We start from the raw sequence: 13,787 nt of genomic DNA on the forward strand, positions 1-13,787 counted from the left end.
TTCACTTTGTCCATGCCGGAGAACTGACCGCTTCGGCATGTCGTCATACCTGCCGGCCAGGCAATGACCACCATCCCGCTTTCGAGAACCTCGGCGATGCAACGTCCCGACATGGTTCTGCCACGCCATATCCCCAATCCAGTCCTGAATTAATCATCACAGGCTATCAATCCTAATTTATTACTTGTTTGTGTCCGAAAAAACCGTCGAATACGATGATCCGCACTGATCCAGTGAAACAGCGGAGGTTTTTTGTGACATCGACGATGAAAGTCATCGCACTTCAACAGCATGGCGGAATGGACCAGCTTAAACACGACAGTTGGCCCGTCCCCGCTCCGGCAGCGCACCAGGCGTTGATCGAAGTGAAAGCATGCGGGTTGAACTACATGGACGTATTCGTGATGCGTGGGATGCCGGATATGAAAACCGAAATGCCTCGCATCCCCGGTGGCGATATTGCGGGCATCGTCAGGGAGGTCGGCTCCGACGTGTCGAAGGACTGGCTTGGCAAGCGTGTCGTCCTGTTTCCCCGTTTTCCCGAGGGCGGCGTGCTCGGTGAAAATGGCAACGGGGGTTTGTGCGAGTTCATTGCGGCAGATCAGCGGCAACTGATCGCCATTCCCGATGGGGTCGAACTTTGACGACGCTGCAGCGTTGCCCATTGCGTATGGTACTGCGCACCGCATGCTGTTCACGCGCGGAAAAATCAGGAAGGGCGAAAAGATCCTGATTCTCGGTGCGAGCGGCGGCGTCGGCGTAGCCTGTCTCCAGTTTGCCAAGATGGCCGGCCTGGAGGTGTTCGTTTGCACGAGTACCGAAGAGAAGGGGCGCAAGCTGAAGGAACTGGGTGCCGATCACGTCGTGAACTACGTTCAGAACCCGGATTTTGCAAAGGCGGTCTGGGCCGCGAGCGGGAAGAAAGGTGTCGACGTTGCCGTGAACTTTACCGGCGGGGATACCTGGATTCCTACGCAACGTTGTATGGCGGTCGGCGGACGCATTCTCACGTGCGGTTCCACCGCGGCCATATCGGTGAGGTGGACGTGCGCTTCATCTGGCATCGGGAAGTGGACATTATCGGGTCGCGCGCCTACGTGCCCGGCGACATCGAAGCCTGCCTCAACTATTCTGGAAACATATGAAAATTGTCATCGTTTGCTTCCTGGTGCGGCGGAAACCGCCCTCGCGCGTATTAATGCATTGTCCGAGCGCATGAGGACGCAGCCCGGTTATTGTTTCCATTATGTGGGCACGGAGGCTGACGACCCATCGTGCGTTACCAGCGTGACTGCGTGGGCGACGGCGGCGGATTGCTCTGCATGGGAAGCTCGTCTGGCTGCATCGCCCTTGCCGAAAGTCGAGCGTCTTTACAACTCGGCCGAGCGTTTTAGTGTGAATATGGACGAGGGACCGGCCGAGAGCACGCCCTGTTGAGACTCGCATCAGTCCATGTTTCGTTTGACCCGACACCGCGGCCTTGGGCCAGCGTCTACTCGATCGTCAGCAATTGTGCCCGCAGGTTCCTCCGGTCTCTCCCGCCGGCGCCCGCCCAATCCCGCCCCCCGTGACATCGACATTCGCGATGAGTTATGATAGGCGATTGCCGTCGTCACTTTCCCGGATTTGATTCGGGCACACTTCACACGGTAACAACTTAATCGAAGTCATTGCACGGCTCGCGTGTGATGACGTAAATCACATTGCGGAGGTACAGGCGCTATGGCCGGCAAGGTTCCTCTGTTTTCCATTGAAGCTTCAAATCGCGGTATCGACCTGACGGGTGCCTTTAATCGGGTAGCGAACAGTAACTGGTTCATTCTCGGTAATGAAGTGACAAACTTCGAGCGGGAATTCGCCGAGTATATCGGCGTCGATAACTGCGTTTCACTCGCTAATGGAACCGACTCGCTGGAGCTCGCGTTACGGGCTCTGGATGTAACGCCTGAGCATTCCGTGGCACTCGTTGCAAACGCGGGCTTTTACGGCAGCACGGCGGTCAATGCGATCGGAGCCCACCCGCTTTACGCCGACGTCGATGCTTCGTCGCTGAACATGTCGCCGGCTGCTCTTCGCGACCTGCTTTCGCGCGAAAAGCCCAAGGCGATCGTCGTAACGCATCTGTACGGACAACTTGCCGCTATCGAAGAAATCGTAGCGATTGCCGCACAAGCTGGCGTTCCCGTCGTCGAAGATTGTGCGCAAGCTCATGGCGCGATGCGCGGAGGGCGTATTGCGGGAAGCTTTGGCGCCATCGGCTGTTTCAGTTTCTACCCGACAAAGAATCTGGGCGCACTGGGTGACGGCGGTGCAGCCGTATGCTCGGACCAGGCGCTCGCACAAAAGCTGAAGATGCTGCGCCAGTACGGCTGGAACACCAAGTACAGCGTGGCACTGGCGGGCGGCCGCAATAGCCGCATGGACGAATTGCAGGCGGCGATCCTGCGCGAAAAATTGCCGCACCTGAACGACTGGAATTCGCAACGTAGAGCCGTGGCGCGGCGATACAACGCCGCATTCAATGATCTGCCGGTTAAGGCCGCTTCATCCGTTGATGCGGATTACGTCGCCCACCTCTACGTCATTCGCGTGCGCAACCGTGATTCGTTCCGCGCGCATCTTGGCGAGCAGCAGATCGCAACGGAAGTGCATTATCCGATTCCCGATCATTTGCAGGCCGTTTACACAGGCCGGTCCGTTTCACCCCGTCAACATTTGCCGGTGACGGAACAGAGCGCGGCCGAGATCGTCACGTTGCCGTGTTTTCCGGGAATGACGGAGGCACAGGTGGACCGTGTCATCGAATCTGTTTGTGCCTATTTCAAACGTGAGTGCGCGCAATGAATCAACCAAAGAACCGCACATCGCAGATCGGCTTCGACGATTTCCGGCGGCTCGCGAGTGACGACTCGTTGTCGAAATACGAGCGGATCGGCTTTCCGGACGAATATCGTCAAGGCTTCGAGAGTCACATTTTCGCGGACATCGTCGGCAAACTCGACAACCTGCAACTTCGGGAACAGAACGTGCTGGATATCGGCCCGGGGTGTAGCGATCTTCCGGGCATGCTGATCGGACTTTGCGAGAAGAACGGCCATTCCCTCACCTTGGTGGATAGCGAGGAAATGTTGCAGCAACTGGACGATCGGCCGTTCATCACGAAGGTTGCAGCACGTTATCCCGATTGTCCTGGCCTCATCGACGGACTCAGGGAGACTGCCAACGTCATTCTTTGCTATAGCGTTCTGCAATATATCGTGCTGGAGGCGCCATTCTTCCGCTTCCTCGACGATTCGCTTTCCTTGCTGGCGCCGGGAGGCCAGATGTTGATCGGCGACATACCGAATGTGTCCAGGCGCAAACGTTTCTTCTCCAGTGAAACGGGCGTCCGTTTCCATAAGGAGTTCATGCGCACGGACGACGATCCGGTCGTGAGCTTCAATCAGATCGAGCATGACCAGATCGACGACTCGATCGTTTTCTCGATTCTCGGAAGGGCGCGATCCGCCGGCTTCGATGCCTACGTGCTGCCACAAGGGCGAGCGTTGCCTATGGCGAATCGCCGCGAAGACATTCTGATCCAACGACCGTAAAAGCGACGCAAATGGAAAAGACCCGGGATCTGGTTATCGTTGGCGACAGTGCATTCGCCGAAGTTGCCTACGAGTACTTCACGCACGATTCGGAGTACAACGTGGTCGCTTTCGCCGTTGAATCGGAATTCATGACGCGCGATCGCCTGTTCGATTTGCCGGTGGTGTCGCTTGAGCGGATCGAGGAGTTTTATCCGCCCGCGCAGGTGGACTTCTATGCGGCAATTGTCTATTCGCAACTGAACCGGCTTCGTGCTCGCCTTTATGAAACGTGCAAGGCAAAAGGCTACAAGCCCGCGAGCTATATCAGTTCCAAAGCGTTCGTGTGGCCGAACGTATCGATCGGCGAACATTGCTTTATTTTCGAAAACAATACCGTGCAGCCGTTTGTCCGCATAGAGGACAATGTCGTGCTCTGGAGCGGCAATCATATCGGGCATCACAGCAAGGTGGATAGTCACTGCTTCATCTCGTCGCAAGTCGTGATTTCCGGGTTTTGTACCGTAGGGCGTCACACCTTCATGGGCGTCAACTCCACGGTCAGCAATAACGTCAACATTGGCGAAAGCAACTGGATCGGCCCCGGCGTTTCGATTTCGAGCGACACGGAACCTGACAAGCTCTTCGGCGGCGTCAAGAGCGAACCCGCAAGAGTAAGCGCTCGCCGCTTCTTCAAAGTACGCGCGGATTAAAAAATGGAATGGAGAAAGCTGGGCGTCGTCTGGTGCCCGAACGGCGACCTTTGGTGGGCCCGATCTTATGCGTCGTGTCCGACGCCGCTGTTTCTGGACGATGGAACATTGCGCATCTACGTGCAAGGGCGGGACGAAAAAGGTATTGGCCGCATCGGCTTCGTCGACGTTGATGCCGGTGATCCAACACGCGTGCTTCGCGTATCGTCAGACCCTGTCCTTGACGTGGGGGTGCCGGGTGCCTTTGACGACAATGGCGTGTTCCAGACCTGCGTGCTCGCGCGGCCAGACGGCACTTTGGCGATGTACTACGTCGGCTTCGAGATTTGCCATCAAATCCGCTATCGTCTGCTGACCGGACTTGCCATTAGCCGCGATGGCGGCGAGACATTCCAGCGCCTTCGGGCCACGCCGATTCTGGAGAGATCGCCGGATGAACTGTATTTTCGATGCGGCCCTTTTGTGATGGCTGAAGGCGGCGTCTACCGTATGTGGTACATCGCAGGAAGCGAATGGGAGACGCTGGAAGGAAAAGCCATGCCGGTCTATGACCTGCGCTATCTGGAGTCCGAGGACGGGATCGTATGGCCCGACGCGGGAAGTCGCGTCTTTGAATTGAACCGCGATGTCGAGCACGGGGTGGGTCGTCCTTACATTGTCAGGAAGCGTGACGGCTACCAGATGTTCTATAGCATCAGAAAGAAGCCGCCACTGGGCTACCGGATGGGCTATGCGGAATCGCCCGATGGCCTGCACTGGACTCGGATGGACGAACAACTGGGACTGGATGTTTCCGCATCCGGCTGGGACAACGAGACGATTGAATACTCGGCGGTGGTCAATGTCGGGGACAAAACTTTCTGCTTTTACAACGGCAATGACTTCGGCGGGACGGGTTTCGGTGTTGCGGAACTGATCAAGTGAACATCAATATCGTCGACTACAGCGCTGAACACGCACAAGCATGGGACGACTGGTGTCGCGAATGCGACAATGCAACGCTGCTGCACACGCGGCGCTTTCTGTCATACCACGGCGACCGGTTCGAAGACGCCTCCGTCCTGCTGATGAACGAAGAGCGTCTGGTGGGTCTGTTTCCAGCGGCGCGGGCAACCGGCGATCCGGATATCGTCGTGAGTCACCCGGGCACAACGTACGGCGGTATTGCCCACGCCGGGGGGCTTCATGGTCAGCGAATGATCGACGCGATCGGCGCGTTGAAGGATCACTATCGCAATCGTGGCATCCGCAGACTGATCTACAAAGTGGTCCCGTTTATCTACGCGCGGGTTCCCTCGCAAGACGACGTGTATGCGCTCTTCCGTCATGGCGCGCAGCGTATCCGATGCGATCTGTCATGCACGATCGATCTGCAGCACCAGCGGCCCGTCAGCGAGCGTCGAAAGCGCGCGAGGCGTAAGGCATGCAAGGCCGTCTCGTTGCGCGCGTCTGTCGGCGATCTGCCTGCATTCTGGGCGGTTCTGACCGAAACGCTCGCGCGACGCCACGAGGCCGTTCCGGTTCACACGCTCGACGAAATAGCTCTGCTTGCGTCGCGCTTTCCCGATGAGATTCAGCTTCGCTGCGCGGTCATGGACGACAGGGTGGTCGCGGGCGTTCTGCTGTTCTGCTCGAAGAACGTGTGGCATGCCCAATATATTGCGTCCAGTGAGAGCAGCAATGAGGTCAACGCGCTAGACGCGGTGTTCGGCGCCGCGATAGAAGAAGCCCGCGCTGGTGGAGCACGGTATTTCGACTTTGGAACGAGTAATGAATCGGCGGGCCAGGTACTGAACGACGGACTGTTCCGATTCAAGTCGGAATTTGGCGGCGGTGGAGTAGCCCACGAATATTACGAATTGGTGATTTGAGATTGTGAGTCAGAAAAAAATATCCTTGATCGTTCCGGTGTATTTCAACGCCGGAAGCCTGCCCGACCTGTTTGCGCAGCTAGGCACGCTCGAACAGAGTCTGCTCGCCCGCGATATCCTGCTTGAGCTTATCTTTGTCGATGACGGCTCAAAAGATAATTCCTTGGAACTGCTCCTGAAATTCAAGAGCACCCGGCCTGCTACCACCGTCGTCAAGCTGACCCGTAACTTCGGAGCAGTTCACTGTTCAAAGACTGGTTTCCGCTTCGTGACGGGTGACGCATTCATCATCGTTGCTGCCGATCTGCAGGATCCGCCCGGGCTGATCAATGAGATGGTTGATCGCTGGCTGGCTGGTTCCAAATTTGTTATTTGCGAGCGGGTAACCCGAGATGATCCAGTCGTGTCGAAGTTCTTCTCGCGTATTCACTATATATTGCTGCGGGCACTCGTCATTCGCGACTACCCCTACGGCGGATACGACATGGCGCTGATGGACAAGGCGCTGTTGCCGCACCTTCTGAACAGTTCGAAATCGGTTTTCACGCCGCTCCTTGCTTATTGGCTGGGCTACGAGCCCAGCGTCATTACCTATCACCGTCCGGCGCGCCGCCACGGGAAATCCGGTTGGACGTTTGCCAAGAAATTCTCAGCGTTTCTCGACATCATGCTGGGTTTCTCAATCACGCCAATCCGGGTGATTTCGGGCATCGGCGCGGTTATCTCGGTGTGCAGTTTCGTCTACGGGCTGATCGTCGTGATCAACGCATTCCTTCACAACATTTCCGTTCCCGGATTTGCAACGATCGTCGCCCTGATTTCTTTCATGCTCGGGCTCGTGATTGTCATGCTCGGCTTGATCGGCGAGTACCTATGGCGGATTTTCGAAGAAACGAACCGGCGCCCGGAGACGGTTATCGAGCAGGTCTGGTGACGATGCGGTTCAAGCGATTCCTGGTGTCGGGCGCTGTCAATACGCTTGCCACCTATATTCTTTACCTGCTTTTGCTGGAGTTTCTTCCTTACACATGGGCCTACACAATCACGTACGCGGCCGGTATCGCGCTTGGTTATCTGCTAAGTGCCAAATGGGTTTTCAAAAAAGACCTGAGCGTGCGGACCGCCGCGTCATATCCGCTGGTCTATCTGATCAACTACGCGATTGGGATAGGTATATTGAAGCTTTGCGTACGTGTGCTACACGTTCCGGCGCAGGTCGCGCCACTTATCGTTATTTGTGTGACCGTTCCCGTGATGTTCATTCTCACCCGCGCAATCTTTCGTGAATAGGCCCATGAACAAGCTGCCCACCATTGCCGACTGCAAGCTATACGACCTGCCGAAGATCACCGATCCACGAGGCAACCTCACGTTTATCGAAGGCGATAGACACGTGCCATTCGCGATCCAGCGTGTTTTCTACCTGTACGATGTTCCCACTGGCGAAAGCCGTGGCGCACATGCGCACCATGCGCTGAATCAGTTGGTCATCTGCCTCTCAGGCAGCTTCGACGTCGAGGTTGACGACGGCCAGAACCGCACGCGTATCCATTTGAATCGACCGTGGAAGGGCCTGCATGTACCCCCCGCTGATCTGGGCGGCAGAGGTGAATTTCGACCCGGGCTCGGTCGCGCTGGTTCTCGCGTCGGATAACTTCAACGAAGCGGACTATATCCGGGACTACGATGACTATCTGGCGTTGATGAAAGACCTGACGCAAAAGCAGGTTTGACTGAATGGACCGCGTCGTAAGATTGACATCAGAGCCAAAATCGGAGACACACCGCCAGCGCATAGGCATGATCGCCGCCGCTTTGTTCGTCGTGCTCGTTATTGTTGTGTTGCGGCTGGCGGTAATCGGGGGCTATCCATCCACGGATGAAGGCATCTACGAATACTACGCGCTGATTATCCATGACCGGTTATCGCAAGACCTGCGTCTTCCGAATGACGGAATGTTGATGCTATACCCGCTAATAACGTCTTTCGTCTACTCGCTCAAAGTCAACCCAATTTTTGCCTTGCGACTGATTGATATTGTTCCGGACGCGTTGGCCGCTGTCCTGATGCTGCGAATATCGGTCCGCCTAAGTGGAAGCCTGATAGCGAGCACGCTCATCACCACGCTGTTTTTTGTGCTGCTGAACCACCCAACATTCATCCAGTATGGATTCAAGAACAGCTTCTTCATAGCGCTCTGCCCGTTGCTATACGCGGTGATCCTGTTCTTGTCCGGGCAGCAAACCAGTTCAGGCAGATTTTTTGCAATGGGAGTACTCGTCGCGCTCGGCGTACTCCTGCGAGAAACGCTACTTCTGTTCGCTGTGTTAGGGGCGGTCTCCATCTTCGCGGTGCGGGGTACTCGCGGGCTGAAGTACTTTATTGCAGGCGGATTGGCCACGGGATCTCTCATACTTATCGTCGCAATCGCCTTGCGAAGCTCTGGTGGCGTATCCAGCTTTGTATCCGGCTACGTTGACACCGGCGCCGTGTATGGAGCGTTTGGTGATTTGCGATGGAAGCTCTTCAAGTCGAGCGGGCAACTCGCCGCGCAGGCAGCGGTCGCAGGGTTGGTCATGAGTCTGGCGGCAACGGTATGCATCGTCGTCGCGTCGATTCGCGGAAGAACGAAGGAATATCTCAAAACTTTCGTTTTTTGGGCGGCTGCCGCGTTGATTCCGCTCGTTGAACCGCTCTCGAAACTGGGTCTGCCTTACCATTTCTCATGGTCGCTGATCGGTCTGTGCGGTATCACGAGTCTGGGTTGGCGCGCCTGCCGTTTCAGTGGCCGGGTGCAAAAGCTCATTGGTAGCGGCGTGTGTATTGGCGTCTCCTTACTGCTCGTATGGCCCCAGCTTCAATTCCAGCGCAACCTTTTTTGGGGACTCACTTATCCCGCTTTCAAGGAGACGCACGGGAAATATTGGGCCGACGAGTCGATTCAGCGTAGCAATTATCTGCTCATGGCCGATCAGATCAAACGCATTGCTCCCGCTAACGCCACGCTGAGTTCGAGTGCCGCAATGCTGATACTGTATCCGCTCACGGGTCTTCGTCCACCGTGTTACGGCGTCAGTAATCTGACCGTCACGGCTGTCACGCTGCATTTCAACGTCGAAGCCATGAGACGAGCCATCGAAAGTTGTCCGGCAGACGTGGTCGTAGTGACCCAGAGAGACTTGCCCGGTAGCTCGACCGTCGTGCAAGCGATCCGCGAGCTCCCGCAGTATCGACGCGCCGGCACAGTTGATGTTTCGACTGAACGAGATTACGGAAACTCCAGCGCCGAGTTGTTCGTGCTCCAGCGTTGACGCGAGTGAATGTGCCAAGGAGCACGCAACGGCACGCTGGCATTTCAGCCTAAGCCAATATCGCGTTCCGACCGTTGGCACGTCGTCGCGCTTGTTGCATCGACTGGCTCGGACGGAGCAGCGAATGCAACACCAACGTCCGTGTAGCGAGCCGGAATACCTGAAGATCAAACCCCCGGAGAGCTGTCCCCTAAAGATAGATGCCGACGTGCAATAGCTGAAACCGCGACGCAAACTGGCGGATAACGGTTGCGATCACAACCGTCAGATAAATCGATATCCTCACAGCAATTAGGTGTATAAGAGATCCATTGATCCCTCACGGGAGATGCAGCGGCACCCCGGGAGAGTAAAGCGCAAGATGTCCTCTCGGTATTTTTTCCCTTCTGGCCGCGCAAGCATTACCAATATGTAGTTCTCTATTACCGGCGCATTTCGCGGCCGGTCCGATTCTTCCAGGATCAGTTCGGGTATGTGGTTGCCCCGGTCCTCGGTATGTCCTCAGCGCCACACGCAAACCGAACTTATTTTAAGCGGCACCGAATTCCCGGCGCTGCGGACCGACTATGCAAAAGCGAACCATGAAAAATCTTGAATATAAAGCGGCTTTGTCGTCGCACCGGGGTTGCAAATGAATCACATATCGCGTTTCGCGAAACGGCTGAGCTGGTTGTCGGCAGTGTTCCTCATCGTGTTGGTAGCAGGGTGCGGTGGTTCTTCGGACAATGTTTCCAACGGCGGCGATCAACCTGCTTCCGCGCCGGGTGGAACTCAGGACACGACCCGTCCTGCCGTTAGCGCCGCGGTGCCCGCGCCAGGCGCTACGGGTGTCGGAGTAACGACGAAGATCGCCGTCACTTTCAGTAAAGACATGAACCCGGCAACGATTTCCGCGTCGAGCTTTACCGTCAGCGGTCCGGGCGCCACCCCGATTGCCGGCACAGTGAACTATACCGTTGGCTCAAGAGCCGCTGTATTCACGTCCACGAATGCTTCGCTGCCGGCGGGCACTGTCCTCACTGCAACGATAACCACTGCCGCGAAGGACGTTTCGGGTAACGCGCTGCAGAACAATTTTGTGTGGAGTTTCACCACGGCGGCCGCTCCAGATGTAACTCCGCCGACGGTGTCGCTTAGCGTGCCTGCCGCGGGTGCCACTAACGCTGCCTTGAACACTCACATTGCAGCGACTTTCAGCGAAGACATGGATCCGTCGACGATCACGGCGACCAGCTTCACACTGACCGGCCCCGGCGGCGCGCCAGTTGCGGGTACGGTGTCCTACGCGGCGGGGGCAAAAAGTGCCATCTTCACACCCACCACGCCTGCGGTCCTGAGTGCGGCAACCGCATACACCGCAACGATTACGACCGCTGCCAAAGATCTTTCCGGCAACGCGCTGGTCAGCAAGTTTGTGTGGACGTTCACCACGGGAACCACCACGGACACGACGCCTCCGTCGATCGTATCGGCCAACCCGGCCAACGGTGTGACCGGTGTTTGCACCAACAAGTCGGTCAACGTTACCTTTAGCGAGGCGATGGACCCGTCGACCATTACCGGCGCCACCCTCACTGTCGCTGCGTCGAACACACCCGCCACATTCCTGTCAGGTACAGTGGCCTATGATGTGCCGAGCAAGGTGGCAACCTTTACCGCAACCAGCCCGTTCGCGGCTAACACGAGCTACAACGCTACGGTCACAACCGGTGTGAAAGATCTCGCGGGCAATGCCTTGGCATCGGCTTCGGTGACGACATTCACGACCAATTCGTCCCTGTGCACGACGGCACCGGCACTGGGAGGCGCCCAGCCTTTTGGTTCGTTCGGTGGTAATGCCTCGGTCACCAACGCCGGATTGAATTCGGTAATTCATGGCGACCTGGGTGTGAATGCCGCTTCGACGAAGATCACGGGGCTGACCGACTCGAGCGGCACCCACTTTACGACTACCACCAGCAATAACGGACTGGTAACGGGTTTGGTGTACACACTCACTGCGCCTGCTAATTCGGTCCCGGGACTTGCGGTCACTCAGGCAAGCCTCGACGCCACCACCGCGTTCAATTCGCTGTCGCCGGCTTCGTTGCCGGGCGGTATCAATGTTTCGAGCCTGGCCCAATGTCCGAGTTGCGGCGGCGCTGGAGGCGGAGCGGACGAACTCGCAGGCCGTACGCTTCCGCCGGGCGTCTATCTGTCCAGTACGGGTACGTTCGATATCGGCGGTGTTGGCCGCACGACAGCCAATCTGACGCTCGACGCGGGTGGCGACGCCAATGCGGTCTGGGTCTTCCAGACGGCAGCCGGTACAGGGACATTGAATGTCGGCTTGACCGGACCCGCGACACCAGCGGTGCCGATCCAGGTATTGCTCGTCAATGGTGCCCAGGCTAAGAACGTGTTCTGGTACGTCCCGGCCGGTGCTGTTATCGGCACGGGGTCCACGATGACCGGAACGATGCTGGCCAATGCGTCGATCACTTTGTCGACGGTAGGCGGGACGCCTCCCACGGCCGTTATCACGACGCTCAATGGCCGCGCAATCGCATTGACCGCCGCGGTGACGATGGTCAATACGGTTATCAATCTGCCTTCACAGTAGGACTGTCTGTGCCAGTCGAGTACCCGGCAGTAGCCGGGCACTCGCTTCCGGCGCATCGTGTTTTGCCTTCCGGGATGGAGTCGTCGCTACCCGCTTCGTATCAGGCGCTACCAGCCCATGCAATTTCTTTTCACTTATGAGCCATACGTCATGAAAAAAGCAGTCCTCGCACTCGCCGTTGCCGCCGCATCTCTGTGCGCCGTCTCCCCTGCATCCGCCAATCCGCATCACCGTTCCTGCCACCGGGTAATGGTTCATCACCACTGGCAAAACCACTGCCGGTAATCAGATCACGCAACAACTTGTCCCCGCTGCCCTGCGGGGATTTTTTTATGCGTGATCGTCACGCTTTCATGGCTTCATGACGACTTTGATACAGCCGTCTTCCTTGTCACGAAACGTCTTATACATATCGGGCCCTTGTTCCAGCGAAACCGTGTGCGTAATCACAAAGGACGGATCGATCTGTCCTTCCTGAATCCGGCGCAACAGATCATCTGTCCAGCGGTTGACGTGCGTTTGTCCCATCTTCCAGGTGAGGCCTTTATTCATGGAGGCACCGAATGGGATCTTGTCGATAAGCCCGCCATACACTCCCGGCACGGACAATATGCCGGCAGGGCGACACACGTAGATCATCTCCCGCAGCACGTGCGGCCGGTCAGTCTCCAGCATCACGGCCTGCTTGACACGGTCGTACATCGCGTCGAACGAGCGGGTGGCGTGAGACTCCATGCCGACTGCGTCAATGCATTTTTCCGGGCCCTTGCCGTTCGTCAACTCCTTCAGACGGTCGAGCACGCTCTCCTCGTCGAAGTTGATGGTGATCGCACCGCCGGCCTTGGCCATGACGAGCCGCTCCGGTACACGGTCGATGACCACCACCTGCCGGGCTCCCAATAGCACGGCGCTACGGATTGCCATCTGGCCGACCGGCCCCGCACCCCATATGGCGACCGTGTCCTCGGGCTGGATATCGCAGTTCACCGCCGCCTGCCAGCCGGTCGGAAAAATGTCGCCGAGGAAAAGAACCTGTTCGTCGGTTAGTCCATCGGGAATCTTGACGTGCGTGGTGTCCGCCATCGGCACACGCACGTATTCCGCCTGTCCGCCTGCATATCCGCCGGTCAGATGGGAGTACCCGAATAGTCCGGCCGTTGCATGGCCAAAGACCTTGTCTGCCTTTTCCTTGTTGCGGTTACTGCGTTCGCAGACGGAAAAATTACCGCGCTTGCACTGATCACATTCGCCGCAAAAAATCGTGAACGGAATGACGACCCGATCCCCGGTGCTCAACGCCTTGTTGTTCTTGCCGACTTCGACCACTTCGCCCATGAATTCGTGGCCCATGATGTCGCCACTTTCCATGGTCGGCATAAAGCCGTCGAAGAGATGAAGGTCCGAGCCGCAAATGGCGCACGTCGAGACCTTGATGATCGCGTCGCGTCCTTCTTCGATGATCGGGTCGGGGACCGTATCGCAGCGGATGTCGTGTTTGCCATGCCAACGTAGTGCTCTCATTCGAAGCTCCCGGTAAATGTCAGTGCCATTGCTTGCATGCGACCGCACGCATAAGGCCGGCGCCTTCCCTCCGCAACGACTATTCCCGCCCGTGGCGGGTGCGCCTTGCGTGTGGGAATGGCGGTTGCTCGAAGTCACGTAGCGGGATTCTTCACGGCCCGCCGTACCGAACCGACCTGCTAAAAAAGGGCACGGT

12 protein-coding genes and 1 pseudogene are annotated in these 13,787 nt (G+C 57.2%); 12 read left to right on the forward strand and 1 reads right to left on the reverse strand.

Annotated elements, in window-relative coordinates:
• Window positions 1-266 precede the first annotated feature (266 nt).
• The 12 genes and pseudogenes from PDMSB3_RS37680 (at window position 267) to PDMSB3_RS22890 (ending at window position 12,070) form a co-directional block, all read left to right on the forward strand.
• Entirely contained in the window at window positions 267-644 is a 378-nt protein-coding gene (locus PDMSB3_RS37680) for an alcohol dehydrogenase catalytic domain-containing protein (RefSeq protein ID WP_197740268.1), read from the forward strand.
• Window positions 645-687: 43 nt separating this feature from the next.
• On the forward strand, window positions 688-1,437 hold the full coding sequence (locus PDMSB3_RS37685; protein WP_197740269.1) for a zinc-binding dehydrogenase: 750 nt from the start codon (window positions 688-690) through the stop codon (window positions 1,435-1,437).
• A gap of 285 nt (window positions 1,438-1,722) precedes the next feature.
• A complete protein-coding gene (locus PDMSB3_RS22845) occupies window positions 1,723-2,844 on the forward strand; it encodes a DegT/DnrJ/EryC1/StrS family aminotransferase (RefSeq protein WP_007176275.1) in 1,122 nt (373 codons plus the stop codon).
• Complete coding sequence (locus PDMSB3_RS22850; RefSeq protein ID WP_007176276.1) at window positions 2,841-3,593, forward strand: methyltransferase domain-containing protein; 753 nt, start codon at window positions 2,841-2,843, stop codon at window positions 3,591-3,593. The genes PDMSB3_RS22845 and PDMSB3_RS22850 overlap by 4 nt, the downstream gene beginning before the upstream one ends.
• Window positions 3,594-3,604: 11 nt before the next feature.
• The gene (locus tag PDMSB3_RS22855; RefSeq protein WP_165187816.1) at window positions 3,605-4,285 is read left to right on the forward strand and encodes an acetyltransferase; all 681 of its coding nucleotides are present in this window, start codon (window positions 3,605-3,607) and stop codon (window positions 4,283-4,285) included.
• Window positions 4,286-4,288: 3 nt separating this feature from the next.
• Complete coding sequence (locus PDMSB3_RS22860; protein ID WP_007176280.1) at window positions 4,289-5,209, forward strand: glycoside hydrolase family protein; 921 nt, start codon at window positions 4,289-4,291, stop codon at window positions 5,207-5,209.
• Window positions 5,206-6,156 (forward strand): GNAT family N-acetyltransferase, encoded by a 951-nt coding sequence (locus PDMSB3_RS22865; protein ID WP_007176281.1) that lies wholly within the window; start codon window positions 5,206-5,208, stop codon window positions 6,154-6,156. The genes PDMSB3_RS22860 and PDMSB3_RS22865 overlap by 4 nt, the downstream gene beginning before the upstream one ends.
• A 25-nt stretch (window positions 6,157-6,181) precedes the next feature.
• The gene (locus PDMSB3_RS22870) at window positions 6,182-7,090 is read left to right on the forward strand and encodes a glycosyltransferase (RefSeq protein WP_232064304.1); all 909 of its coding nucleotides are present in this window, start codon (window positions 6,182-6,184) and stop codon (window positions 7,088-7,090) included.
• Between the two features lie 2 nt (window positions 7,091-7,092).
• Entirely contained in the window at window positions 7,093-7,446 is a 354-nt protein-coding gene (locus tag PDMSB3_RS22875) for a GtrA family protein (protein ID WP_007176283.1), read from the forward strand.
• Window positions 7,447-7,450: 4 nt separating this feature from the next.
• A pseudogene (locus PDMSB3_RS22880) lies at window positions 7,451-7,889 on the forward strand (sugar 3,4-ketoisomerase).
• Between the two features lie 4 nt (window positions 7,890-7,893).
• Window positions 7,894-9,468, forward strand: a complete 1,575-nt coding sequence (locus PDMSB3_RS22885) for a hypothetical protein (protein WP_007176285.1) — start codon at window positions 7,894-7,896, stop codon at window positions 9,466-9,468.
• A 679-nt stretch (window positions 9,469-10,147) separates the two neighbouring features.
• Window positions 10,148-12,070 (forward strand): Ig-like domain-containing protein, encoded by a 1,923-nt coding sequence (locus PDMSB3_RS22890; RefSeq protein ID WP_232064305.1) that lies wholly within the window; start codon window positions 10,148-10,150, stop codon window positions 12,068-12,070.
• A 351-nt stretch (window positions 12,071-12,421) separates the two neighbouring features.
• Here the strand turns inward: PDMSB3_RS22890 and PDMSB3_RS22895 are convergent, their stop codons facing one another.
• On the reverse strand, window positions 12,422-13,591 hold the full coding sequence (locus PDMSB3_RS22895; protein ID WP_007176287.1) for a zinc-dependent alcohol dehydrogenase: 1,170 nt from the start codon (window positions 13,589-13,591) through the stop codon (window positions 12,422-12,424).
• Window positions 13,592-13,787 lie beyond the last annotated feature (196 nt).

The organism is Paraburkholderia dioscoreae (assembly GCF_902459535.1).
In the GTDB taxonomy this organism is placed as follows: Bacteria; Pseudomonadota; Gammaproteobacteria; order Burkholderiales; family Burkholderiaceae; genus Paraburkholderia; species Paraburkholderia dioscoreae.